At 56.2% G+C, this 24740-nt stretch carries 22 protein-coding genes; 19 read left to right on the top strand and 3 right to left on the bottom strand.

Annotated features, from left to right (window positions below; genetic code table 11):
• Positions 1–459: 459 nt before the first annotated feature.
• From N1037_16955 to N1037_16940, 4 genes are all read left to right on the top strand, one after another.
• A complete protein-coding gene (locus N1037_16955) occupies positions 460–1473 on the top strand; it encodes a hypothetical protein (GenBank protein UWS78932.1) in 1014 nt (337 codons plus the stop codon).
• A 1377-nt stretch (positions 1474–2850) separates the two neighbouring features.
• Complete coding sequence (locus N1037_16950; protein ID UWS78931.1) at positions 2851–3783, top strand: IS5 family transposase; 933 nt, start codon at positions 2851–2853, stop codon at positions 3781–3783.
• Positions 3784–3868: 85 nt separating this feature from the next.
• Complete coding sequence (locus N1037_16945) at positions 3869–4297, top strand: hypothetical protein (protein UWS78930.1); 429 nt, start codon at positions 3869–3871, stop codon at positions 4295–4297.
• Positions 4298–5110: 813 nt separating this feature from the next.
• Positions 5111–7168, top strand: coding sequence for an EAL domain-containing protein (locus N1037_16940; GenBank protein ID UWS78929.1), 2058 nt, complete (start codon positions 5111–5113; stop codon positions 7166–7168).
• Between the two features lie 174 nt (positions 7169–7342).
• Here N1037_16940 and N1037_16935 read toward each other — a convergent pair whose 3' ends face one another.
• The gene (locus N1037_16935; GenBank protein UWS78928.1) at positions 7343–8293 is read right to left on the bottom strand and encodes a LysR family transcriptional regulator; all 951 of its coding nucleotides are present in this window, start codon (positions 8291–8293) and stop codon (positions 7343–7345) included.
• 71 nt (positions 8294–8364) lie between these two features.
• Between N1037_16935 and N1037_16930 the strand changes: the two genes are divergently transcribed.
• From N1037_16930 to N1037_16860, 15 genes are all read left to right on the top strand, one after another.
• Positions 8365–9447, top strand: coding sequence for a maleylacetate reductase (locus N1037_16930; protein UWS78927.1), 1083 nt, complete (start codon positions 8365–8367; stop codon positions 9445–9447).
• Between the two features lie 25 nt (positions 9448–9472).
• On the top strand, positions 9473–10747 hold the full coding sequence (locus N1037_16925) for an ABC transporter substrate-binding protein (protein ID UWS78926.1): 1275 nt from the start codon (positions 9473–9475) through the stop codon (positions 10745–10747).
• 91 nt (positions 10748–10838) lie between these two features.
• A complete protein-coding gene (locus N1037_16920; GenBank protein UWS78925.1) occupies positions 10839–11558 on the top strand; it encodes an ABC transporter ATP-binding protein in 720 nt (239 codons plus the stop codon).
• The gene (locus N1037_16915) at positions 11558–12265 is read left to right on the top strand and encodes an ABC transporter ATP-binding protein (protein ID UWS78924.1); all 708 of its coding nucleotides are present in this window, start codon (positions 11558–11560) and stop codon (positions 12263–12265) included. The genes N1037_16920 and N1037_16915 overlap by 1 nt, the downstream gene beginning before the upstream one ends.
• Complete coding sequence (locus N1037_16910) at positions 12262–13125, top strand: branched-chain amino acid ABC transporter permease (protein UWS78923.1); 864 nt, start codon at positions 12262–12264, stop codon at positions 13123–13125. The genes N1037_16915 and N1037_16910 overlap by 4 nt, the downstream gene beginning before the upstream one ends.
• Positions 13125–14180 carry a branched-chain amino acid ABC transporter permease gene (locus N1037_16905; protein ID UWS78922.1) on the top strand — a complete coding sequence of 352 codons (1056 nt, stop codon included), beginning with the start codon at positions 13125–13127 and terminating at the stop codon, positions 14178–14180. Before N1037_16910 ends, N1037_16905 begins: the two co-directional genes overlap by 1 nt.
• 4 nt (positions 14181–14184) lie before the next feature.
• Entirely contained in the window at positions 14185–15939 is a 1755-nt protein-coding gene (locus tag N1037_16900; GenBank protein ID UWS78921.1) for an FAD-dependent monooxygenase, read from the top strand.
• Positions 15940–15948: 9 nt separating this feature from the next.
• On the top strand, positions 15949–16830 hold the full coding sequence (locus N1037_16895; protein UWS78920.1) for an intradiol ring-cleavage dioxygenase: 882 nt from the start codon (positions 15949–15951) through the stop codon (positions 16828–16830).
• Positions 16827–17654: a 3-keto-5-aminohexanoate cleavage protein gene (locus N1037_16890; GenBank protein UWS78919.1), complete on the top strand. Its 828-nt coding sequence runs from the start codon at positions 16827–16829 to the stop codon at positions 17652–17654. The genes N1037_16895 and N1037_16890 overlap by 4 nt, the downstream gene beginning before the upstream one ends.
• 385 nt (positions 17655–18039) lie before the next feature.
• Positions 18040–18474: a hypothetical protein gene (locus N1037_16885; GenBank protein UWS78918.1), complete on the top strand. Its 435-nt coding sequence runs from the start codon at positions 18040–18042 to the stop codon at positions 18472–18474.
• Complete coding sequence (locus N1037_16880) at positions 18471–19160, top strand: MotA/TolQ/ExbB proton channel family protein (protein UWS78917.1); 690 nt, start codon at positions 18471–18473, stop codon at positions 19158–19160. The genes N1037_16885 and N1037_16880 overlap by 4 nt, the downstream gene beginning before the upstream one ends.
• Entirely contained in the window at positions 19153–19521 is a 369-nt protein-coding gene (locus tag N1037_16875) for a biopolymer transporter ExbD (GenBank protein ID UWS78916.1), read from the top strand. Before N1037_16880 ends, N1037_16875 begins: the two co-directional genes overlap by 8 nt.
• 4 nt (positions 19522–19525) lie before the next feature.
• Complete coding sequence (locus N1037_16870) at positions 19526–19903, top strand: biopolymer transporter ExbD (GenBank protein ID UWS78915.1); 378 nt, start codon at positions 19526–19528, stop codon at positions 19901–19903.
• Positions 19900–21111: a TonB family protein gene (locus N1037_16865; protein UWS78914.1), complete on the top strand. Its 1212-nt coding sequence runs from the start codon at positions 19900–19902 to the stop codon at positions 21109–21111. The genes N1037_16870 and N1037_16865 overlap by 4 nt, the downstream gene beginning before the upstream one ends.
• 306 nt (positions 21112–21417) lie before the next feature.
• A complete protein-coding gene (locus N1037_16860) occupies positions 21418–22635 on the top strand; it encodes a PAS domain-containing protein (GenBank protein UWS78913.1) in 1218 nt (405 codons plus the stop codon).
• Between the two features lie 680 nt (positions 22636–23315).
• Here the strand turns inward: N1037_16860 and N1037_16855 are convergent.
• Positions 23316–24200, bottom strand: coding sequence for a hypothetical protein (locus N1037_16855; protein ID UWS78912.1), 885 nt, complete (start codon positions 24198–24200; stop codon positions 23316–23318).
• Entirely contained in the window at positions 24200–24700 is a 501-nt protein-coding gene (locus tag N1037_16850; protein UWS78911.1) for a ribonuclease HI, read from the bottom strand. Before N1037_16850 ends, N1037_16855 begins: the two co-directional genes overlap by 1 nt.
• Between the last annotated feature and the right edge of the window lie 40 nt (positions 24701–24740).

Raw genomic sequence — 24740 nt, 5'->3', positions numbered from 1 at the left:
GTAGAGGGTGTTCAGGGTGGAGCGGGACGTTGCTTTAGCGGCGGGAGAAGCCCAAGCCACATGTCAGAGCAGGTCGAAGTCCACCCCGTTAGCCCAGAAGTCCCAGTCGTCGCGCTTGTTATCCGCCGCTGACCCGTCAACCAGATGCTCGGGACGACAGCACCGTCGATTATGACAGCGATGGCGCACCACCGTCCTCTCATCGACCACCGCTCGGTTGACCACGCAGTAGACGAACCGCGCCGCTGCGACCTGCCGACCTCGGAACCGTATCTTTGGCCGGTTGGCCTCCTAAAGGAAAAGCCTACCAATACTCTGAAGACAAAATCGCAAGAAATTTCGTTAAAGTGGCGCTGGGGAAGGTAACCGAACTTGCCGTTTCCCCATTGAAATGGTTTCAACTATAAGTGTAGACAGCTTCACATCTTGCAATTTGAAATACTATCGAGGACCAGCCATATGCCCACTATGACCGTAACCGGATCTCTGGACGCTCAGATGGCTGGGCTTGTAGCGACGTTCAATGGTGCGCAGCTTAACAATCGCTACGACACCGGGACTCTTCTTCTGGTTTACAACTACCCTGAAACAGTGGTTTTGCGAGGTTCTGATTTACGGGTCCCAGGCGCCGGCGTATCCTTTGTTACCGGTATTATAACCGAATTCGACTACGAAGAGGTTTCTTTTAGCCCCTCATACAGGACAACAGAATTACTTGTTCTATCAGGAGTTTCGGTTGATGCTGCGTCCGTCATTGAACTGATTTCCCACGGCACTACCAGCTCAACAGGCCGCTTCGATGTCGACTATTTCGTATCCTTCTTGAATAACCAAAACTGGGAAATAGTTGGGTCAGACGAGGCTGACGAAATCAGTGCTGGCACCTATTTCGATCTTTCGGGTAGCGAGACAATCAATACCGGTTCGGGAGCAGACCTCATTTCTGCTGGTCTGGGCAATGATAGCATACTGGCCGGTGATGGTAACGATACGCTAAATGGGAATGGTGGCAGCGACACGCTAAATGGCGGGGCGGGGAAAGACAGGCTAAAAGGCGGCGCTGGAAGTGACGCTCTCAATGGTGGCAACGGCAGCGACCGGTTAAAGGGGGGGGCTGGCAGTGACGTAATTGACGGAGGTCGAGGTCACGACAGAGTGTTTGGAGGAGGCGGAGCCGACAAACTAAAAGGCGGACGTGGCAACGACTTGCTGACTGGCAATAAAGGAGACGACACTCTAGATGGCGGTTATGGAGCTGATCGCTTTGTCTTCAGTCGAGGTGATGGGGCGGATACGATTTTAAACTTCAATGCAATCGAGGATCACATTGTGATTAGGCGTGGTGCGTCTGAGTTTGATGATTTGACTATCACTCAATCAGGAAGGGACGTTGAAGTCACTTTCGCCAATGTGTCGATTACCTTCGATGGGTTTGACGTGGCCGACGTTACATCAGACCTGTTTTTGTTCTGACCCTTTAGGCAGCCTCTGTGTGCTGTACCGTTGATCTAAGCCCCCAGCTAGCTCTTCTACCGGCAACCTTCTGCCCCGTTAGCAACCGGGGGGGCATTCGGTCGGGATGCGGGTTACTTTCGCTCCGTCGTGTCTCTGGGGCGCCACCACCAGCCCGAACACTCCAGCCCCCTTAAACCAAACCGCCCCAGACTTCACTCCGCTAACGCTCAAACTGCCCCAGCAACGGCCCCAGGTTTGCTAGCGGGTCGGCTAAGTCGATGAAGAGTCTCGGCAGGCTAGGTTTCCTACCACCCCAGCCAGTACTTTCCAGCCATAGACGTAAGAGCGACGGAGCCCAGACTGGCCCCAATCGCCCCAGGTTTCGGCCCCAGTGATTTCGGGTCATCTGAGTGATGTACTTGCCCCCTGCAAAGCTGACCCCTCCCGCTGTGGGAGAGGCCGTCAGCGTTATGACTGAGTATTGTCGGGTAGAGGGAAGAATCCCCCCTGAGACGACCCGGTCTCCCCATCTCGTTGAAGCACCTCTGACGCATCTCCTCCCCTCTGTTACCTAGGGCTAGGAGGGGAAAGGGAATAGGTATAAGTAATGAATAGAAGGCGTAGGGGAGAGACCCCAGGTTCTTCCTTCCTTACCTAGAAGAAAGGTCACCTATGGGAGACATAGAGAACCCCTGGCACTCCCGCCCCATAGACGTCCACCGCTGGTCAGACCATCCTGAGGTCGCCGGGTTATGCGATCGGATCTGACTAGCTCTAATCAGATACCAGTCCCTGGCGCCAAGGCTTACTATTTCGTCTGGGTGCTTTGGGTCTCCATAAGTTGATAACCTCGAACTCCTTTTTTGAGACCAGATACTTCCAAGTTTCACCTGTATAGGTGACGTGCTCATTGGAAAGAGGGGAGAACGTTGCCAGATAATTCCGCTTACACTCCAGGAGAACATAGGTGTTCATCTCCAGATGACGCTCCATTGTATACTTGAAACCATCGCTGGGTCTTTCAAACTCTTCATAGGGGCGAACAGCTTCGACGACTTGTCTCCTAATTTCACGATCTTCGACCGGATTACAATTTGACTCAGACAAGTACAAACTCTGGCATGATGCACATACTAAGAGCGCAGCCATAGATAGATTTTTTATGCTAGTTCCCGTACCTGCCATTCTAGTACCTCTTTTGAAATTCAATCTTTTAAATTCACTTCAGCCTAAACGGCTCAACAGGTCGACCAGTCCGTTGTTCATGTTGGGCTTTCCTGCGTAGATACCCCTCTGACCTAGCAACCTGCCTGAAGGCCACATAGTCTTGGAGGCTTTGTTGCACAAATCGTGACGGGGATTCACTGTATGAATCCAGCGTGATAGCTGGGATGCATGAGCAGTTGGGCCCCTACGAAGTATAAGACCACGAATTGGTCGTCTTCCAATGACGCGCTGAAGCAGCGTGGATCGTTGGCGATCTGGTTTGATCCCGAGATGGTTTGGACACCGCCACCGACCGGCAGGCGCGGTCGTCAATGCAAGTTCAGCGATGCCGCGATCCAGACCTGTCTGACCATGAAAGTCCTTTTCGGTATGCCACTGAGGCAGACGGCTGGGTTCGTTGAGAGTCTGTTGCGGCTGGTCGGACTGGATTGGTCCGTGCCCGATTTCAGTACGCTGTGGCGCCGCCAGAAGACGCTGAACGTGAGCTTGCCGTATTTCGGTGGGACTGGCCCACTGAACCTTCTGATCGATAGCACAGGCATCAAGGCAGAGGGCGAAGGTGAATGGAACGCCCGCAAGCATGGCGGCCCCAAGCGACGTATTTGGCGCAAGATACATATCGGGATTGATGAGGAAACGCTGGAGGTTCGCGCGGTAGAGGTCACCACCAGCAACATCGGTGATGCGCCCATGTTGCCTGAACTGCTCAACCAAATCCCACCAGATCAGGACCTTGGGTCAGTGACCGCCGATGGTGCCTACGACACGCGCAGATGCCATGACGTGATTGCAGCACGGGGCGCTCATGCAGTCATTCCGCCGCGCAAGAACGCCAAACCGTGGAAACCCACACGCGCCGGAGCCATCGCAAGAAACGAAGCGGTCAATGCCTCACGATACCTAGGGCGCGCGCTGTGGCGACGATGGAGCGGATACCACCGCCGAAGCCGCGTTGAAACCAAGATGCACTGTGTGAAGCTGCTCGACCAATCGCTGATGGCCTGGGACTTCGACCGGCAGGTAGCGGAAATCCAAGTCCGCATCGCGGTCCTAAACCGCTACACCGCTCTTGGCATACCCGTCACAGAGCCCGTAGGGTAAATCCGTCCAGGGAAAGGGGAAATGCGCTCAGACCCCGATTTGTGCAACAAAGCCCTTAAAGGGTAGTAATGGGAATGATAAGCTTTTGGGTGGTGACGGTAAGGACACCTTGGACGGTGGAGCTGGAAACGACACTCTGAAAGGTGGTGACGGCAACGACAGGCTTGTTGGCGGAACAGGTAGTGGCAAGGACACGTTGTACGGAGGTGGCGGCAACGATACCCTGAAAGGTGGTGGTGGTCGAGATGTGTTGCGCGGCGACAAAGGAGACGACACCCTGGATGGCGGTGGTGGGGCTGACCGCTTTGTGTTCAAACGAGGCGACGGTTCTGACACCATCAACAACTTCAACACGTCCCAAGACCTTATCCAGATTGGGCGTGGAGTCTCTGAGTTTGATGATCTGACGATCACCCAGTCGGGAAGCGACGTTGAAGTCACTTTCGCCAATGTGTCGATTACTCTCGACGGGCTTGACGTGGCTGATCTTACGTCAGACTTGTTTTTGTTCTGATTGTGAAGGTGGCCTCTGTGTACTGTGTACTGTGTACTGTGTACTGTGTACTGTGTACTGTGTACTGTGTACTGTGTACTGTGTACTGTGTACTGTACAGTTGGCCGTCGACTACTTTCCAGCCTTGGCTAACAACTCCCGTCAGCAGGTCGAGCATCCTCAGTCGGCCAGGACGGGGGTCAGGACGGGGGGCAGGATCTCAGTCGGTCGGCTCCAGAGGCCCGGCGCTGCTGTTTGGGTCGAGCAACCACTCAGACATCCAAACCGCCCCAGCAACGGCCCCAGGTTTGCTAGCTGGTCGGCTAAGTCGATGAAGTGTCTCGGCAGGCTAGGTTTCCTACCACCCCAGCCAGTACTTTCCGGCCATAGACGTAAGAGCGACGGTGCCCGAACCGGCCCCAATCGCCCCGACTTTTGTCCCCAGTGGTTTCGGCTACGGGTGATGTACTTTTCCCCTGCAAAGCTGCCCCTCCCGCTGTGGGAGAGGCCGTCCGCGTTATGCCTGAGTATAGTGGGGCAGAGGGATAAGTAATGGAAGAGAAGGGAAGAAACGGGAAGAACCCCTGAGACTATACGAAGCAAGCAAAAGCAGCTGTTGGAGAGCGCGGCAGTTCGGTGGTGATCTTGGAAACGGGCGCGCCGCGCCAAAGCAGGTTGATCCAAGCAGATTCGCAAGAGCAAATTGAGCAAAAACCCGCCCTTAAATACTAGAATTATATACATATTACACTTTGGGGCCGGAAGATTGACGGGAGTTTGTTAATCTTTCAGCGGGACAATCCACGGGCTGTACACGACCCGAGGACTTCGTTCATGTATCGATTATTGGACTGCATTACCCAGGACCATATCTATGGCCTGGTTGCAGTGGCGGCTTTTATTTGCGTCATTGGCTCGGTGCTCTCCACCCATATGTCCTCCCGCTTGACACAATGGAAGGGCAAGCGGCGCCTCGTGCAACTGCCCTTGGCGGGGTTGATTACCGGAGCGACGATCTGGTCGACCCATTTTATCGCAATGCTGGCTTATGACCCAGGCTATGCACATGGCTATGAACCAGTCTTGACCGGTCTGTCGCTCTTGGTGGGGATCTTGGGTTCGGTCGCGGCCAACGCCTGGCTGGCCTATGGCAACAACCGCTATGCGCCCTATGTGGCTGGGGCAATTTTTGGCCTCTGTGTGGCTGCGATGCATTACACTGGCATGAGCGCCTATCTGTTGCCGGGGAGGATTGTCTGGAGCCTGCCGCATATGGTGGCATCTGTTCTATTAGGAGCGGGCTTAGGGGCTATCAGCTACGGGTTGATTGCCAAACGTCTTGATGGGATGGCAGGGCGGATCTGGCCAGCTGCCACTATGGTCTTGGCAATCTGTCTGATGCATTTCACCGGCATGAGCGCGGTGGAGATCCGTCTCGACTCGTCTGTAGTTGTGCCCCCCATGGCGATTTCGGACACCGCTATGGCGATGCTTATTTTTGGTGTCACCGTGATCATCCTGCTGATTGCCATTGCTTCGGCAAGTATCGAGGTCAATCTTGAGGGTGAATCACGCTCGCAACTTGAACACGCAGCCCTGCATGACCCCCTGACCAGTATGCCCAACCGCATGTGGCTGGCCCGCAAAATGGACGACTTGGCGACACAGTTGGCCGAGGATGAAACGGCGCGGGTGGCAATGCTGACGATGGATCTCAACCTCTTTAAGGAGGTGAACGATCTGCACGGTCACGCCATGGGCGATGCAGTGTTGCGCCGGGTCGCTTGGCGATTGAGCATGCAACTGGGGGAGGGCGAATATGTTGCACGGGCGGGTGGCGATGAATTTGTGGCCATACAGGTTGGCTTTCGCTGCATCGAGGAGGTGCTGAGCTTTGCCAAACGGTTGCATGCGGCCATCATCGAGCCTATCGACCTCGAAGAGGTCTCTCTGCGTGTTGGGGCATCCATAGGGATTGCAACGACGCTGGAGGATGGGCGAGATGCAGCCCAGTTGCTGCATAAATCGGATGTGGCGATGTATCGGGCCAAGTCAGAAACCGACCGGCCAATCTGCCTGTTTGATGAGGAAATGGGTCGGATCAACCGCAACAAGATGCAGCTCGTCCATGACCTGCGCAGGGCGCTGGAAAACGACGAATTCGAACTGGTGTATCAGCTGCAGAACCGGTTGGAAACACTGGCGCCAGAAGGGTTCGAGGTTCTGCTGCGCTGGAATCATCCGACCCGCGGACGGGTGTCGCCAGAAGAGTTTATCCCGGTCGCCGAGGAAACCGGCCTGGTGCGCGACATCGGTGCCTGGGTTCTACGGGAGGCCTGCCGCGAGGCAGCTCAATGGGATTACCCCTATAGTGTTGCTGTCAATGTGGCACCGCAGCAGCTGGTACAGCCCTCGTTTCTGGAAAACGTGATGGACAATTTGTTCGAAACTGGCCTGCTGCCGCAGCGTTTGGAACTGGAGATCACCGAGGCCAGCATTATCCACGACCAGGCACATACGCTCAAGGTGATGCACAAGCTGAAGGCGCTGGGTATTCGGATTGCCATGGATGATTTTGGCACCGGCTATTCGTCGCTGTCGATGTTGCAGACCTTCCCCTTTGACAAGATCAAGATTGACCGCAGCTTTATTCAGGATGTGCATAAGAACCCGCAACGTGCCGCGATTGTGCGCTCCACCTTGCTGCTTGGTGATGCACTGGACATTCCGGTACTCGCTGAAGGGGTCGAGAGCGAAGACGAGCTTATATTCCTGCGTGAGGAAAATTGCACCTCAAGCCAGGGCTACTACTTTGGCCTGCCAATGGCCCGCGAGGACATGCGCCGGATCACCTGCAAACCTATTGACGATCAAGAAGAAAATGCCGCGTGAACACCTGCGGTTTTGGTGACCACCTTCCATAAAGCGAAGGAATACCTTTCATTGCTGCAGGCGGTTTGGCTAAGGCGGGCACTGATCGGGGGTATCGTTTCAATCGCAACACCTTACGTTGGAGCCCCCGCCCGGGGCATGCCTTCGCATTCCGGCGCATAAGCTAAATCCAGATCAACGTCGCCAAACGTCTTGGCGGCCTTTTTCATCAATGCGCTGGGCCAAGCCAGTAAATTCGGCTTCGAGGAATTTATGGAACCGTTTAACTGCCGGGCGAAGAGGGCGGTCAGGGTCCCACAAAAGCCCAAGCTCTCTTTCGGGGTGTTCCAGTTTCACCGGCAGCGCTGTGATGATCTTCGTTGTGCTTTGCATGAAGACGACGGAATACGGTAAAACAGTGAGAGAATTTGATCCGGCCATCACGCTGAATATTGATGCAAGCGAGCCACCGGTAAAGCTGACCCGAAAGTCCGTAATCCCGATGCTTTGCAGAGCCATGCGCAGGTCTTCATAGAGCGGGCTTCCGGCAGGTGGCGCGATCCAGGGGTAGGCCGCTATATCTTCCAGCTTGAACGCTGATTTACGTGCGAGCGGGTGGGATGGCGCACATGCTATGACATTTCTACCGCGCAAAATTGGCTTGAAACTCAACTTCGGTGGCACCGCATTGGCATTGACCGGGCAGATTGCCAAATCGATCAGGCCAGCGCTGAGCTGTTCGCTAAGCTCAGGTAAATACCCATAGGTTTGATGAATGGTGACATCGGGAAAGGCTGTTTGAAAAGAAGCAAGCATTCCAGAGATAACGCCGTCCATAAAAATTGGTGTGCCCGCAATGCGTGCGGTTCCAGCCTTGCCTCTGGAATACAGCTCTGCAGCGGTTTGGGCTGCCTCACTGGCCTTTGCCACCACTCTTCCCTGTTCAGCCAGCGTCAGGCAAAGCTCTGTCGGCCTCAGGGGCCTTTTTCCCTTTTCGAATAACCGCGCCCCAAGCCTTTTCTCCAGCATCGCCAAAGAACGAGAAACGCTTGGTTGAGACTTGTTAAGTGCGGCAGCGCCTTCGCTCAACCCGCCCGCGTCGATGATGGCAGACAGCATATGCAGGTGATTTGGATCAATCTTCATAACCTAAAGGTATATTGATTGTCTCATATTCGATCAACCACTCAGTTTTTGCATCTAATATGGACGAAACAATGAGCGGAGAAGACATCGTGCCACAGCCAATTCAGAATTCGGACACAGCTGTTCGCGTTGTCTTTGGGGCGGCAAAGCGCATGTCCATCGCCGCCGAAGTCCAGCGGATCGGCGCATCCAAGGTGCTGGTTCTGGCCACGCCGCAACAGAGCGACGCGGCGTTGGAGATTGCCGAATTGCTTGGGCCTTTGGCGGTTGGGGTCTTTTGCAAAGCAGAAATGCATACCCCTGTTCATGTCACAGAGGCCGCGATGGCCCAGGTTGCTGAAACGCAAACAGATTGCCTGATTGCCATCGGTGGCGGATCAACCACCGGGCTAGGCAAAGCGATTGCTTTTAGAACCGGCCTGCCACAGATCGTGATCCCAACGACCTATGCAGGCAGTGAATGCACGCCAATCCTCGGCCAAACGGAAAAGGGTGTCAAAACCACCCTGAGCGACCCAAGCGTTTTGCCAGAGGTCATCCTGTACGATTCTGAGTTGGTGAGGACGCTTCCTGTGCCAATGACGGTCACATCGGCGCTGAATGCGATGGCCCATGCGGCAGAGGCGCTGTATGCGACCAATCGCACAGGCGAAACAACCGCAATGGCGATCCAGGGGCTTGAAGCCTTCATTGATGGCCTGCCCAGGGTGCTCAGGGAGCCGTCTGACCTAGTGGCGCGCGAAGCAACTCTGCGCGGCGCATGGGCCTGTGGGACCGTTTTGGGGCGGGTCGACATGGCCCTGCATCACAAACTTTGTCACACGCTGGGCGGCGCATTCAATCTGCCCCATGCAGAAACTCATGCGATCGTTCTGCCCCATGCCATTGCCTACAATGCCCGCGCCGCCGGGCGCGAATTACAGCCAATTTGTGATCTTCTGGGCGGCGAAAACGCTGGAACAGCGCTGCACGCTTTTGCTCAAAAGATGAACGCACCAACCGCTTTACGCGACTTGGGCCTGCAACAGCGCGATCTTGATCACGCCGCAGATCTGGCAACCACAAAACCCTATCCAAACCCACAGCCCGTGACCCGCGATGACATTCGCGCGCTGTTGCAGGCTGCCTGGGCCGGAGACGCACCAATTCAATAAGCATCACGATGTTTGGGAGGACATTATGTTATCACGCCGTAAGCTACTTCAATCATCCGCCGCAACCGGCCTGACGCTGGCTGCCGGGGGGCTTGCTGCCCCGGCGCTGGGGCAGGGCGCAAAAATCCGGCTTGGCTATGTCAGCCCTCAGTCCGGTCCCTTGGCTGCCTTTTCGGATGCCGACGGTTTCATCATCGACGGCTTCCTGAATTCCGAGGCTGGCGCAAACTTCGAGGTGATCGTCAAGGATAGCCAGTCCAACCCAAACCGTGCCGCCGAAGTCGCCAAAGAGCTGATTATTGATGACGAAATCGATATGATGCTTGTGGCTTCGACACCGGAAACCACCAATCCCGTTGCCACAACCTGCGAGTCCGAAGAGATCCCGGTGATTTCTACCGTGGCGCCCTGGCAGCCCTATTTCATCGGCCAGCAGGGCAACCCTGGTGATCCGAACAGCTGGCGGCCGTTTGACTTCAGCTTCCACTTTTTCTGGGGGCTAGAGGATGTCATTTCCACCTTTACCGCCATGTGGAACCAGCTTGATACCAACAAATCAGTCGGGGCCATTTTCCCCAATGATGGGGACGGCAATGCATGGGGGGACCCAAATGCGGGCTTCCCGCCCGTACTGGACGCCCAAGGGTTCAGCCTGACAGATACGGGGCGGTATCAGAACCTCACAGATGATTTCAGCGCGCAAATCAATGCTTTCAAAGCAGCCAATTGCGAGATCGTCACAGGCGTCCCCATTCCGCCAGACTTCACGACCTTCTGGACGCAGGCGAAACAGCAAGGGTTCAACCCAAAGGCTGCCAGTATTGGCAAAGCAATCCTGTTCCCGCAAGCCGTCGAAGCACTGGGCGAACATGGTCACAACCTGAGTTCCGAAGTCTGGTGGTCCCCGTCGCATCCCTTTGCGTCATCGCTCACGGGGCAATCCGCAGGCGACCTTGCAGCGCGCTATACGGGAACGACAGGTAAGTCCTGGACCCAGCCGATTGGCTTTGCCCATGCCTTGTTCGAGATGGCAGCAAACGTCATGGGACGCGTAGAAGACAGCCGCGACCCTGACGAAGTCACCTCTGCCATTGCTGCAACGCAACTGGATTCAATGGTTGGGCGCATCGCCTTTGATGGTGCAGGCCTGCCGCCCTTTGCGGCGCAGAACGTGGCCAAGACACCGCTCGTCGGTGGCCAGTGGCGCCTCAAGGATAGCGGCGGTTACGAGCTGGTGATTGTGGAAAATTCCAAACATCCAAACATCCCGACAGGCGGAGCAATGGAAGAAATTTCCTAAAGCTTCTGCATCTGCGCCCCGCCGACCCTGGCGGGGTGCCTCTCTCTCCTCTTGTTAGATGGCCCCTTCCTTTGGGGCCTTGGATAAAGCCATGTCGATCCTATCGCTCCAATCAGTTACCAAAAGTTTCGGCGCCTTGACGGTGACGGATGATGCCAGCTTTGATGTTCCGCAGGGGCAGGCGCTGGGCATCATCGGGCCAAATGGGGCGGGTAAATCGACCCTGTTCAACCTGATCACCGGTACTATTCGTGCCAACCAGGGCAGCATTCATTTTGAAGGGCGCGACGTAACCAAAGTGTCGGCGATGGAGCGCTGCCTGACAGGGATCGGGCGATCCTTTCAAATCCCGCAGCCCTTTGAAAAGCTGACAGTCTACGAGAACCTCCTGGTTGCCGCGACCCATGGGCGCAACATGTCCGAAGCTGCGGTGCGTGACGATTGCGCCGAGGTTCTGGAGCGAACGGAACTGATCGCCCAAGCGAACACGCCTGCGGGGCAGCTGTCGCTGTTGGAACGCAAACGGCTGGAACTGTCCCGTGCCATGGCGACGCAGCCCAAACTGTTGTTGCTGGATGAAATCGCAGGCGGCTTGACCGAAGGCGAATGTCAGGCGCTGATCCGCACCATCAAGGACATCCATGCGCAAGGCGTCACGATCATCTGGATTGAACATGTGCTGCACGCGCTGACCTCGGTGGTGGAGCGCCTGCTGGTGCTGGATTTCGGCAAAGTTATCGGGCTCGGTGATCCGGATGAGATCATGGCAAGCCGGGAAGTCCAAGAAATTTATCTGGGGATCGAAGTCTAATGGGCCTTTTGAGCACGCAGAACCTGACCGCCCACTACGGGGATTTTCAAGCGCTCTTTGGAGTTGATATCGACTTGGGCGAGGCTGAAACCATTGCGATCATCGGCGCAAACGGTGCTGGCAAGACGACGCTCATGCGCTCAATTGCCGGTGTTCTACGCAATGAGCCAAAAGCGGTGCTTTATGACGGCATCCCAATCGGTACGCAGCCCGCAGATGAAATCATGTCCCAAGGCGTCGCGATGGTGCCTGAAGGGCGTAAAATTTTCCCCTCCCTAAGCGTCGAGGAGAACCTTTTGATCGGCACCTATGGGCGCAAGATCAAGGGGCACTGGACGTTGGACACTGTCTATGAACTCTTCCCGATCCTGGGAGAGCGGCGGAACACTCCGGGGACGGCGCTCTCGGGTGGGCAGCAACAGATGGTCGCCATTGGCCGGGCGCTGATGAGCAACCCACGGGTGCTGCTTTGCGATGAAATCAGCCTCGGGCTGGCGCCCGTCGTCATCAAGGACATTTACCAAGCCATTCCGCAGATCAAAACGGCGGGCGCATCGTTGATCGTGGTGGAACAAGACATCGCGCAGGCCATGGCCGTCGCCGACCGGGTCTATTGCATGATGGAGGGGCGTATCACCCTGACGGGCACGCCCGACAGCCTGTCACGCGACGACATTCACGACGCATATTTTGGAGCAGGCCATTGATCTGGATCGATACAATCATTCAAGGCATCCTGCTGGGTGGCCTTTATGCACTTTTTGCCTCAGGCCTGAGCCTGGTGTTCGGGATCATGCGCCTGGTGAACCTCGCCCATGGCGATCTGATTGTGATGGGCGCTTACCTTATTCTGGTGTTGGTGACCTTGCTGGGCCTTTCACCGTTTATCGCAGCCCTTATCGCCATGCCGGTAATGTTTGCATTTGGCTATCTGCTGCAAAAGTTCCTGCTGAACCGAACGCTGGGCGATGATATCCTGCCGCCATTACTGGTGACATTTGGCCTGTCGATTGCGCTGCAAAACGCGCTTCTGGAAGGCTTTTCTGCTGATAGCCAACGCTTGCCGACAAATGCGCTGACAACGGCCTCACTCGACGTTGGGCCGATCACTCTGGGTGTCATGCCGTTGCTGACCTTTGGCTCTGCTGTTTTGGTGATTGTTGGGCTGAACCAGCTGTTTTACCGGACCGAGCTTGGCCGCGCCTTTCGTGCCACATCCGATGACGCAACCACCGCCAGCCTGATGGGCATCAAGCCTGCGAACATCTTTGCCACCGCTACAGGCATTGCACTGGTGATCGTCACAGTTGCGGCGCTTTACCTTGGCCTGCGTGCAAATTTTGACCCCAATATCGGCCCCGCCCGCCTGATCTATGCCTTTGAGGCCGTTATCATCGGAGGTCTTGGCTCGCTTTGGGGCACGCTACTGGGCGGGGTCATCATCGGCGTGGCCCAAACGCTGGGCGCGGCCATCAATCCCGAATGGCAAATCCTGTCCGGGCACATTGCGTTTCTTGTGGTGCTGCTTTTGCGCCCCCGCGGCCTATTTCCGAGAGCGAATGACTGATGGCATATTCTGTAACAACTCAAACCCCCGCCTCGCGGATTGCCGCCATCCTTGGCGTTGTCCTGATCGCCGTTTTGATCGCGCTGCCGTTCTTTGCGGGCCGCAGCGCAATTCAGGACATGTTTTTCATCCTGACAATGCTGGTTCTGGCGCAGTTCTGGAACCTGCTTGCGGGCTACAGCGGGCTGGTGAGCATTGGGCAACAGGCCCTTGTCGGGATGGGCGCCTACGCGCTGTTCGGCGCGGTGATCCTTTGGGGCGTTGATCCAGTTCCCGCGATCCTTTTTGCAGGCATCGCAGCACTTGTGATCGCTGTACCCACCGCGTTTTTCGCTTTCCGCCTCAATGGCGCCTATTTTGCCATCGGTACCTGGGTCATCGCCGAAGTGGTGCGCTTGCTGGTTGCCCAATGGAAAACCCTGGGCGGCGGAACCGGTACATCCTTGCCTCGTGACGCAACCCGCGACATGTGGTTCGTTGATCTCATCAAAGAGACGCTTGATGTGCGCTCAGCCGCGGCACGCGATATCCTGGCCTATTGGCTGGCACTGGTGCTGGCTCTTGCGACAATCGGCTGCATCTACTGGCTGCTGCGCACACGGCGCGGGCTTGCGTTGGCTGCAGTGCGTGACAACACCCAGGCTGCGGAATCCGTTGGCGTGGATGCAGGGCGGATGAAATGGATCGTGTTCCTGAGCTCCGCTTTTGGCACCGGGCTCGCAGGGGGGCTGATCTATATGCAAAAAGCCCGCATCAGCCCAGACGCGGCCTTTAGCGCCACCGACTGGACGGCCTATGTGATTTTCATTGTTGTCATCGGCGGCATCGGCACCATTGAGGGCCCGATCCTCGGCGTGCTTGTGTTCTTTGCGCTGCAATCCCTGCTCGCTGATTTTGGCAGCTGGTATCTTATGACCCTTGGTGTGCTGGCCATCGCGATCATGCTGGTCGCCCCACGTGGCCTTTGGGGACTCGTCTCCGAACGCACCGGGCTTCACCTTTTTCCAATACGCCGCCGCCTGAGTGGTGGCAGACTCAAACTTGAGGAGAAATAAACTCATGGCAGATATCACGACAGAGGTTTTGATCATCGGTACCGGGCCTGCTGGCTCCACAAGCGGCGCCCTGTTGTCCAGCTACGGTGTCGAGAATATCGTCATCAACCGGTATCACTGGCTGGCAAACACGCCACGCGCGCACATCACCAACCAGCGCACAATGGAAGTGCTGCGAGATCTGGGCAAAGAGGTGGAGAGTGAAGTCTACCTCAATGCGATGGACCAGAGCCTGATGGGGGAAAACGTTTTCTGCGAAAGCCTTGCGGGGGAAGAAATCGGCCGCATGAAATCCTGGGGAACGCATCCTTTGTCCAAGGCGGAACACTTGCTGTCTTCGCCAACCTTTATGAACGATCTGCCCCAGACCTTCATGGAGCCGATCCTGTTCAAAACGGCCTGCAAGCGCGGCAGCCGCGCCCGGATGAGCACAGAGTATAAATCCCACGTTCAAGATGCCGAAGGGGTGACAACCACCTGCCTTGATCGCATGACAGGCCAGGAGATCACTATTCGCTCAAAGTACCTGATTGGCGCAGATGGCGGCAATTCTCTGGTGGCCGAGAACGAAGACCTGCCCTTTGAAGGAAAAATGGGTGTTGGCGGGTCGATGAATATCTATTTCCGCGCTGACCTGACCAAATATGTCGCCCACCGTCCTTCGGTTCTGTATTGGGTAATGCAGCCCGGTGCCAATGTTGGCGGGATCGGTATGGGTCTGATCCGCGCCATCCGCCCCTGGAATGAATGGCTGATCGTTTGGGGCTATGACATCAACGAACCTGCCCCGGTGGTGGACGAAGCGATGGCGACGGATGTGGCCCGCCAATTGGTTGGTGATCCAGAGCTTGAGATTGACCTCATCAGCGCCAACACCTGGACAGTAAACGATACCTACGCCACGCAGATGTCCAAAGGGCGCGTGTTCATCATGGGGGACGCGGCGCACCGGCATCCGCCCTCAAATGGGCTTGGCTCGAACACCTCCATTCAAGACGCATTCAACCTGTGCTGGAAAATGGCCGCCGTGGTCAAAGGGGAAGCAGGCGAGAGCTTGCTGGACAGCTACACCGCCGAGCGCGCACCCGTGGCCAAACAGATCGTGACCCGTGCAAACCAGTCTATCGGTGAATTTGGCCCAATTTTTGAAGCCCTCGGCATGACCGGGGGATTGGACATTGATCAGATCAAGGCCAACATGGATGCCCGATGTGGCACGACACCAGAGGCAGAGGCACAGCGCGCGGCGTTAAATTCAGCGATTGCATTCAAGAAGTATGAATTTGATGCCCATGGTGTTGAAATGAACCAGCGCTATGCCTCAGCTGCGACAGTGACCGATGGTCAGATCGAACCTGATTTTGCACTGGATGCGGACCTTCATTATCAGCCAACCACCTGGCCGGGCGCACGCATTCCACATGCCTGGCTGTTTGATCAAAAAGGCGACAAACACTCAACGCTCGACCTGGCGGGTGGCGGGGCCTTCACGCTCTTCACTGGCCTTGGCGGGAGGGCCTGGGCAGAGGCTGCAGAACAAGTTTCCAAGGCCTTGGGCGTCAAGCTGGAGGCGCATGTAATTGGGCCGCGTCAGGACTATGTCGATCATACTGGCGATTGGGCGCGGGCGCGTGAAGTGGGCGATGCCGGCTGCATCCTGACCCGCCCCGATCAACATGTCTGCTGGCGCAATGACGCGATGGCGGATGATCCCGTGGCGGAGCTGACCCGGGTTCTGACTGCAATTCTGGCACGATAGGAAAACATGATGTCCACACAAGAACAGGGCTATTTCACCGAAGAAAACTCTGCCGAGGTTGTGATCAGTCGCAATGCGCAGGCAAAAGACGCACGTCTTGCTGCCGTTATGGGCGCGATCACCAAACATCTGCATGCTGCCGTGAAAGAAATTGAACCAACGCAGGAAGAGTGGTTCGAAGCGATCCAGTTCCTCACCAAAGTAGGGCATACCTGTGATGATTGGCGGCAGGAGTTTATCCTGCTGTCGGATAGCCTTGGGGTGTCAATGTTGGTCGATGCGATCAACAACAGAAAACCATCCGGCGCATCAGAGTCCACCGTGCTTGGCCCGTTCCATGTGCCGGATGCCCCCGAGTTGCCAATGGGGTCCGACATCTGCCTTGATGAAAAGGGCGAACCGATGTTGGTCAAGGGCCGCATCCTTGGCACCGATGGCGTTCCGATCAAGGGGGCCAAGATTGATGTCTGGCAGGCAAATGATGAAGGCTTTTACGATGTTCAGCAAAAGGGGCTGCAGCCTGACTTCAACCTGCGCGGGGTGTTTCGCACTGGGGCAGATGGCTCGTATCATTTCAAAGGGGTAAAGCCGAAATTCTACCCAATTCCCGATGATGGGCCTGTTGGTCAAATGCTCGAAAAACTCGGGCGCCACCCCTTTAGGCCCGCGCATTTGCACTACATCCTCGAAGCGGAGGGTTTTGAGACACTGATCACCCATATCTTTGATCCAGACGACCCATATATCCACTCGGATGCGGTTTTTGGGGTGAAAGAAAGTCTGCTCGCCAAGTTTGAGCTGGTCAAAGACCCGGCCCGCATCGCAGAGGCTGGCTTTGCTGGACCTTACTACGAAGTGGTCCATGATTTTGTATTGGCGCCAAGCACATGAGCACGCCTTGTATCATCTGTGTCGCGATTACCGGGAGCTTGCCGCGCAAGGCAGATAACCCGGCCGTGCCAATCACCGTCTCAGAGCAGATCGAAAGCACACATGCGGCTTTTGAGGCGGGGGCAAGCATCGTGCATGCCCATGTGCGCAATGACGACGAAACCCCGTCCAGTGACCCTGAAAAATTCGCGGCCCTGAAAGACGGGGTGGAAAAACATTGCCCCGGCATGATCATCCAGTTTTCTACGGGCGGGCGGTCTGGCGCAGGTCAAACACGGGGAGGCATGCTGCCGCTGGGCCCCGACATGGCCTCGCTCTCGGTGGGGTCAAACAATTTCCCGACGCGGGTGTATGAAAACCCGCCAGAGCTTGTGGATTGGTTGGCGGCAGAAATGCTGTCCTATTCCATCAAGCCAGAGATCGAAGCCTTTGATCTGTCCCACATCCTGAAGGCCGCAGACATGCACAGACGCGGCCAGATCAAAGATACCCCGTATGTCCAATTTGTCATGGGGGTGAAAAACGCCATGCCTGCAGATCGCCAGGTGTTTGACTTTTATGTCCAGACCGTCAAACGGCTGTTTGGCGAAAAGGCGCAGTGGTGTGCAGCCGGGATTGGTGCAAATCAGCTCGTTTTGAATGAATGGTCGGTGTCATCAGGCGGCCATGCGCGCACAGGGCTAGAGGACAACATCCGCCTCAGCAAGACGCAGCTTGCGCCGTCGAATGCCGCTTTGGTGCAACGTGTCGCTGATATCTGCGCGCAGCATCACAGACCGGTCGCAACAGCAAGCCAAGCGCGCCGTATATTGGGTATTGCGTGAGAACCCAGCACTCAAGTCGCACGGCCCCCTGATCCGCGCCACTTGAGTGGTCCAAGTTGAATGTGACGGCCTTATCGGCCTGGTTTCCAGAGCCGGTGGGCTGCCCCAATACATCGGACCTGTCACGCTTGCGGACCGCCCCAGCGGGTTCGGCTACAATCCGCTGATCCTGTGGGGTGGCTGAACATGTCGGATGAATGGGTTTGACCCCTAGGTCAGCGCTCCCGTCTGCCGCTTTTGGTCAGTCTCCCCGTTTCGCAAAATGGTAAGGGATCCTTACCCTTGACCCCCATCTTGGATAAGATGAATAATGATGTGCTGCCGCCCAAGGCCAGCACCCGGCAACTGCTGCTAGGTTCAACACTGCACAATCAGGAGCCAACATATGTTGCGTCGCCATATCGCCTCTTTGGTGCTCTGTCTCAGCGTCTTTCCAGGTGTGGTATTGGCCCAACCCGCCGAGAAGGCAGCATCGCCGCTTTTCCTGGAGCTGAACGCCCTCCAGGATGTGGGGGCAACCTGTCGGCTGACTTTCCTGGTGCGCAATGAGACAGGCCAGCTTATCGACCAGAGCATTTTTGAAACTGTGATCTTTGACACCTCAGGTGGCGTGGTGAGCCTGTCGCTTTTTGATTTTCGCGAGCTGCCTGAAAACCGGCCTCGGGTGCGCCAATTTGAGCTGCCAAATATGGCCTGCAGCACGGTGGGGCAGGTGCTGATCAACGGTGCAAACTCCTGCCTCGTCGATGGGGTCGAAAGTAAGATCTGCGATAAGGCGCTTTCGCTGAGCAGCCGGCAAACAGTGGAGTTGCTGGGATGAAGTCATTTGATGTCATCCGCGAGATCCTCGCCCTTGGTGGTCCGGTGGTTTTGATCCTGATTGCGGTGTCAGTACTGACGCTTGGGGTGACGCTGTACAAGCTCTGGCAGTTTGCCGCCTGCGGCGTTGGCCGCCATCGTGTGCTCTCAGACGCTCTGGAGGCCTGGGATGCCGGGGAGCGACAGGCGGCGCAGCGGCGGATCTCTGAGAGCCGCAGCTATCTGGCGCCTTTGTTGCGTGCGGCAATGCAGGCCCAGGGCCAGGCTGATCTTGAGGGGCGACTTGAAGCCGAAGCAGGGCTGGCCCTTGCCGGGCTGGAGCGCGGCTTTCGGTTTCTCGACACCGTTGCCCAGCTTGCGCCTTTGTTGGGGTTGTTTGGCACGGTTCTTGGTATGATCGAGGCCTTCCAGAACCTGCAAGGTGCCGGCTCTTCGGTTGATCCGTCTTTGCTGGCCGGAGGGATCTGGGTGGCCCTGCTGACCACCGCTGTCGGGCTGGCCGTGGCCATGCCGACCTCTATGGTTCTGGCCTGGTTTGAAAGCCGAACTGCACGCGAAAGAGTGTTTGCCGACAAAGCCCTGCAAACCGTTCTGGTGCCCGGCCAGGCAGAAAGCCAAGCCGGGTCTCAGTCAACGGGCCAGGTCCGGGCCGCCGAGGCACAGGTTGCCACATCTTTCGATGCGTAACCAAGCCCCCTTTGTCCGGCGTGCCTTGTCGATGACGCCGCTCATTGATGTGATCTTTTTGCTGTTGCTGTTCTTCATGTTGACCTCGACCTTTTCAACCTTTGGTGAAATCGAGTTGGGCCAGGCGACCGCCGGGACCGCGGCGCCACAGACACAACCCGATCAAAGGGTTTTTGTGCAGCTTGGGGCCTCACGCCTTGTTTTGAATGGCGCATCGGTCACTTTGGAAGAACTGGCTGCACAGGTTGAAACCGGGCAGGTGCTGGTTAGTCTTGATGCCGATACCTCGGCGCAGCGGGTGGTGGATCTGTTGGTGCATCTGCGTGGCCGCAAGGGGCTGTCCGTCATGGTGCTGGAATGATCCCATGATCAGGCGCCCCCGCATAGGCCGCAAACGCGACTCGACGATCACGCTGATCAACGTGGTTTTCCTGATGCTGATCTTTTTCCTGATCGCCGGCACGGTTGCGCCGCCGCTGGACAGCAATTTACAGTTGGTGGAAACCTCTGGCCTGGAAGGGCGTGAGCCGCCGGATGCGCTGGTGTTGCACCAGGATGGCAGATTGAGCTTCCGGGGCGCTGTGACCGATCCTCAGACATATATGGCTGACCATGGGGCCAAGCCGGTGCGCATCGTCCCGGACCGCGCCGTGCCAGGGGCCCGTTTGATTGAGGTGACCGGCGCATTGCGCCGTCTGGGCGCGCCCGGCGTTTTTCTCGTGACTGTGCGGTCCCTGGAATGATCCGAGGCTCCACTGTTATCGCGATGGCCGCATTGCTGCTGTCGCTGCTGCTGCATTTTGGCGGTTTGCATGCTGTGCAGACTAGGCCGTCTCCGCAGCCGTCTGAGCAGGGAGGGGAGGATGCCATCGCTGTTGGCAACGCCTTTGAAGACTTTACCGAACCGCAGCCAGAGCCGCCCCCTGCTGAAACAACTCCGCCGCCCGAACCGGAACCCGCTGATGTGCCCGAGCCGGAGCCTGCCGATGTCCCGGAGCCAGAAAGTGCAAAACCGCCGATCAGTGAGGCGCTTGTTGCATCCGAGACACCGCAGAGCAGTTTTACACCGGACACAGGCACGGCAGAGGAGGTGACGTCGCAAGCAGCTGGAGCTGGCGAACAGGCGCCGGACCAGATTGCTGAACCCCAGACACGCTCACCCTCTGGCGCTCAGCAGGACAGCCTTGCCGAACCGCAGCAAACAGCACCGACAGTGCCCGACCCAACACCCGCCCTACCAGTTGCCCCGACGGCGCCAGTCCCCCCTGCGCCACAGCCTCGCGCGGCCTTGTCGGTTTCCGTCCCGCCCAGTCTGCCTGTTACCCCGTCGCCGGTGCCCTCAATGGTTCCCACTATTCCCCTGGGAGAAGCCTCCGCGCCTGAAACACTGGAGCCATTGAGTGACCCAGAGGCTGAAGGCAGCCCCCCCGAAAGAGCGGACACAGCGCAAGGTGAGACCGATCAGGCCGTTGCCGTTTCGTTGCGCCCACAGCTGTCGCGCCGCCGCTCCCAGGTCGCGCCCACAGGGGCGAGAGAGGCCGCAACGGACCTGAGCGCTCTTCGGTCTCCACCACTGATTGAATCGCCTCTGAGCGCCTATCAAAACGGTGAAACCAATCCCTTTGCCGGGCAAAGCGGTGGGTCCCTGGCCGAAGGCTTTGGCCTGCAGTCGAGCCGCAATACCGGCAACGCCAGCACCACCAACTATGCCGGCCGGGTTTTGCTTCATCTCAACCGAGCCGTCTCGGTCCGGGTTTCGGTTCCAGGCGTTGTTCAGGTTCTGTTTGAGATAAATCCTGATGGCTCATTGGCGGGGGTCGAAATTATCAGCAATACAGGCACGCAAGAGCTGGCTCGTGCCGCCAAGAGGCAGGTTCAAAACGCCGATCCCTTCCCGCCGCCACCAAAAGGTGTCAAACGGAGAATGTCCTTTGTTTACCGAAGCAACTAACCTCTTGCCCAGCTGAAACGTGATTGCCAAGGTCCCCAGCAGGATCGCCAGCGCGCGCCGATAGTGGGGCTGGGGTTATACTCAGGCATTGGGCTGCCTCCATCTGTGCGCTCGTGCCATCATGACAAGTCGGATGAACCAGGCGATCACCAATAATTTATTGCAAATTTCGTTTTTCTTCAATGGTTTGGTGTGCATCAAGCCCCGCTTGCTCACCGCGGTTGAGCGCCCACAATCCTTTTAAAGAATTTGGAAGAATTTCTAAGTAATCTTAGCAGAGAGCTATTATGAAAATGGAACGTCAAAGTGACAATCAACGACCGCCGCCTACATGCTCGACCGACACAGGGAGAAGCTCCCTTTGGTCTTCATGAAGTATTTATCTCGCGAACAGACGAACGCGGTGTGATCAAAGCAGCCAACTATGTGTTCAAGCGGGTTGCTCACTATGAATGGGACGAACTTCTCGGTGCCCCGCACCGGATCATTCGGCATCCAGATATGCCCAAAGGTGTATTCCACCTGTTGTGGGAAACCCTGAAACGCGGCGAGAGCATAGGTGCCTACGTCAAGAACAAAACAAAAGACGGCCTGCATTACTGGGTTTTTGCGGTCATTGTCCCTTGCCCCGGTGGATACCTCTCTGCGCGTATTCGCCCCAGCAGCGCAATGTTCACCGAGGTCAAAAATGCCTATGCAGAGCTACTGCAGGCCGAAGGGGACGGTGATCTGTCTCCGAGCGACAGTGCGGAGTTGTTGAAAAAATGGGTGCTTTCAAAAGGGTATGAAAACTATCACCAGTTTTGCACCGCCGCTCTAACCGAAGAGCTGCTTTCGCGTTCTGCCGGTCTCGATACGGCTCCGGATCCAAAGATCCTGCAACTGCAGCAAACTGTATCAGATGCCAATGCGCTAGTTGCCGAAACCAAAAGCCTGATTGGGGAATTTGATGCAATGCGGACCATTCCTCATAATCTGAGAGTGATCGCATCTCGCATCGAGCCAGCAGGTGGCCCTGTTACCGTATTATCGCAAAACTATGGCAGTATGTCTTCTGAGATGTCGAACTGGTTCGAGGCCAACGTCATGGGAGAAAACAGCAATTTCCACAAGATTAAAGTCGCGGTGACCAACCGTCTGTTTGTTGAGGGCATGACCCGCATTTTGGAAGAATGTGACGATCTCCTCTCCAAAGAGCGCCGGGCGCTGGGGACGGCCGATATTGCGAAAGAGCGTGAGATCCTTGCGAATCTTATCAAAAGAGAGAGGGAGCAGGCCTGTAAAGGCGGCGAGCAAGTCAATTTCGAAGCTGACAGAATTCAACATGCTTGCAATGTGATGCACCGACAGTTTTTGGGACTAAGCACCACGAGGGTTCTTTGCAAAATCGAAGCTGCGCGGTTGCCCAAAGATGGGGAAACCCTGGATGACATCATCAATCAGCTCGGCAGTTTTCAAAGAAGCATTGCAGAGCGTTTGACAACTATTGCCAAGCTGAGCGACCAAATCCGCGCCATAGAATAGAGCACGGCGGAGTGCCTTGTCTCCTGTGTGGTGAACCGAGCGGTGATCGGTGAACCGCCAGCGGGGGCTGCCGCAATTGCGGCAGAACTGAAACACCTAGGCTAGCGGGTTTGAGATGCGGTAAATCTAAGGCAATCCTCATGTACGCCACCACAAAATGTGTAGCGTTTGTGTAGTGGTATAGCCACTAACACCATGAAAGCACTGCAATTTCAATGAAAAATGGTGCCCCCACACGGATGTGACCCCCTTCAATTACTGTTGTTTTACAAGCGCTTAAGTACACCGCTTCGAGGGTTTTGTGTAGTGGTTGTGTAGCGGTTTGGCTGAAGTAGCGGCTGGAGGCAGCACGTATGCGCTGCCCCGATGTTCATTTACTTGGTAGCCCGACAATCAACCTAGGGTTTGTACCGAAGCAAGGTCCCCCTAAAGGCCTGTGGGGTCCCCAGCATGTAGAACCAAGCAAGCGACCGGAGGTTTGACAGGGCAACATTGACTAGCAAAATGTTGGTTGCACACCTCACGGGCGTCCCACGAGTTCGACCTTAACCCCCGTGGACTAGCCAGAGTAGCGAGCCGCCCAGCCTCCCCATTTGGGGACCCCTATCTTATGGGTAGCTTGCAAGCTTTGCCTAAGGGTCCGCAGTGAGGCCCTCAGGCCGAACATCATTGATCATCATCTAGAAATCTTCAACACCTTCAAAACTCAGGCCGCCTTCCTCGACTTCTTCGGCATCTACTTCCTCCAGTATTGCCCGACCAGTGACATTCAACGCTGGCCAGAAAGGCTCGCTTTCAAGCAACCTGCCGAGCAACGCAGGAGACATAATCTCCAGCGCTCTAGCAAGAACATCTGGTGACTTGAGGATACTTGTGACCTTTAACTCCGCGAGTTCCTTCGCAAGGCTCTGAGCCATCAACTCTAGGGCATCAGGCCCATGATCTCGCTGGGACTTCCCCTTCCAGTCAGTACGGCACTGCTCCCACCCGGCGTCGATCATAGAGCTGGGTGACATACCCCAAGTGGCCAAAAACTCCTTTGCCTGCCGCATATTGCTTATGGTGGACTTTCCAACACCTGAACATTCACTCTGCTGCTTGATTGATCCTTCCCCCAAGCAGACCATTCGCCAAGCATTGTTGAGCATCTCAGCCTTGCTGATCTTGACTTTTTCTCGGTTGTTTAATCGACCGGCCATCCCAATGGCATCCCCAAGGGAAATGTCAGGGTGAGCCACCACAGGAACCGCCAAGGTCTTCCCTGATTGCTCTTGCTTTAAGGAATACGCAGCATGGCGGTGGTGACCGTCGATCACAATCCAACGCTTGCCCGACCACCAAACATGCAGGGTCTCGTCAAGATTTGACCCGTCAAGGCCTCCCGCGATCTCTTTTACTCGCTCAACGTCGAGCCCGTCAGATCTCACTTGGAAAGCGAGGGGTTCAACATGGATAGCACTCAGCGGTAGCTTTCGGGAGCTCTTTCCAGATTGGAGAGGGCTTGCCTCCCTTTCAGCCCTCAGGCGCTCTATGGCGGCACTGGGTGCTTCTGCAGGGCAACTCATCACCCGCGCCCCTTCGGAGCATGATACGCCCTCTTAGCGGCCTTCTCAGCGGCTTCCTTCGCCAGCGCATCAACTAGCATTTTGTCCGGGTCCTTGCAGTTGGTTGAGATCTTGTAGAACGTTACATGGCGCCCTGCGGCGAGGGAGTGTATTCTCTTCCATAGCTCACAATTTGCTACCTTTTTTCCATTCGATTTACGCCATCCCCGTTGCAACCAGCCTTCGAGGTATAGCTCAAAGCCATCCTTGATGTACTTGCTCTCAAGGACGATCAAAACAGATTCACCCTCAGGGGTCATTTCTAAAGCGTCGATGACCGCCGTCAAATCTGCAATATGGTTCGTGGTGCTTAGGCTTTTACTACTATGTTCAATCGGCTCGCCATTAGGTACGTAGAGCCAAACAGCAGCTCCACCGGGTCCAGGATTGCCCTTGCAGCTTCCATCGGTGAATGCCACGAATTTTCCTTCGGCCAAGGCCGTCTTCATAAGTTTGTCCATCAAGTATTCCATGTAGATGTTTGAGGTTCTGGGAACGCCA

Source organism: Phaeobacter sp. G2 (genome assembly GCA_025163595.1).
Lineage (GTDB): Bacteria > Pseudomonadota > Alphaproteobacteria > Rhodobacterales > Rhodobacteraceae > Pseudophaeobacter.
Note: the sequence above shows the minus strand (reverse complement) of the source record. Positions and strands in the feature narration are given on the sequence as shown.

What these genes read in the sequence shown, in the direction of transcription:
- N1037_16900 (UWS78921.1), top strand. Translation starts at nt 14,185, where the DNA reads ATGGCAGATATCACGACAGAGGTTTTGATCATCGGTACCGGGCCTGCT.
- N1037_16855 (UWS78912.1), bottom strand. Translation starts at nt 24,200, where the DNA reads ATGAGTTGCCCTGCAGAAGCACCCAGTGCCGCCATAGAGCGCCTGAGG.
- N1037_16925 (UWS78926.1), top strand. Translation starts at nt 9,473, where the DNA reads ATGTTATCACGCCGTAAGCTACTTCAATCATCCGCCGCAACCGGCCTG.
- N1037_16915 (UWS78924.1), top strand. Translation starts at nt 11,558, where the DNA reads ATGGGCCTTTTGAGCACGCAGAACCTGACCGCCCACTACGGGGATTTT.
- N1037_16895 (UWS78920.1), top strand. Translation starts at nt 15,949, where the DNA reads ATGTCCACACAAGAACAGGGCTATTTCACCGAAGAAAACTCTGCCGAG.
- N1037_16920 (UWS78925.1), top strand. Translation starts at nt 10,839, where the DNA reads ATGTCGATCCTATCGCTCCAATCAGTTACCAAAAGTTTCGGCGCCTTG.
- N1037_16875 (UWS78916.1), top strand. Translation starts at nt 19,153, where the DNA reads ATGCGTAACCAAGCCCCCTTTGTCCGGCGTGCCTTGTCGATGACGCCG.
- N1037_16850 (UWS78911.1), bottom strand. Translation starts at nt 24,700, where the DNA reads ATGGACAAACTTATGAAGACGGCCTTGGCCGAAGGAAAATTCGTGGCA.
- N1037_16870 (UWS78915.1), top strand. Translation starts at nt 19,526, where the DNA reads ATGATCAGGCGCCCCCGCATAGGCCGCAAACGCGACTCGACGATCACG.
- N1037_16935 (UWS78928.1), bottom strand. Translation starts at nt 8,293, where the DNA reads ATGAAGATTGATCCAAATCACCTGCATATGCTGTCTGCCATCATCGAC.
- N1037_16890 (UWS78919.1), top strand. Translation starts at nt 16,827, where the DNA reads ATGAGCACGCCTTGTATCATCTGTGTCGCGATTACCGGGAGCTTGCCG.
- N1037_16905 (UWS78922.1), top strand. Translation starts at nt 13,125, where the DNA reads ATGGCATATTCTGTAACAACTCAAACCCCCGCCTCGCGGATTGCCGCC.
- N1037_16950 (UWS78931.1), top strand. Translation starts at nt 2,851, where the DNA reads ATGAGCAGTTGGGCCCCTACGAAGTATAAGACCACGAATTGGTCGTCT.
- N1037_16955 (UWS78932.1), top strand. Translation starts at nt 460, where the DNA reads ATGCCCACTATGACCGTAACCGGATCTCTGGACGCTCAGATGGCTGGG.
- N1037_16880 (UWS78917.1), top strand. Translation starts at nt 18,471, where the DNA reads ATGAAGTCATTTGATGTCATCCGCGAGATCCTCGCCCTTGGTGGTCCG.
- N1037_16865 (UWS78914.1), top strand. Translation starts at nt 19,900, where the DNA reads ATGATCCGAGGCTCCACTGTTATCGCGATGGCCGCATTGCTGCTGTCG.
- N1037_16940 (UWS78929.1), top strand. Translation starts at nt 5,111, where the DNA reads ATGTATCGATTATTGGACTGCATTACCCAGGACCATATCTATGGCCTG.
- N1037_16885 (UWS78918.1), top strand. Translation starts at nt 18,040, where the DNA reads ATGTTGCGTCGCCATATCGCCTCTTTGGTGCTCTGTCTCAGCGTCTTT.
- N1037_16930 (UWS78927.1), top strand. Translation starts at nt 8,365, where the DNA reads ATGAGCGGAGAAGACATCGTGCCACAGCCAATTCAGAATTCGGACACA.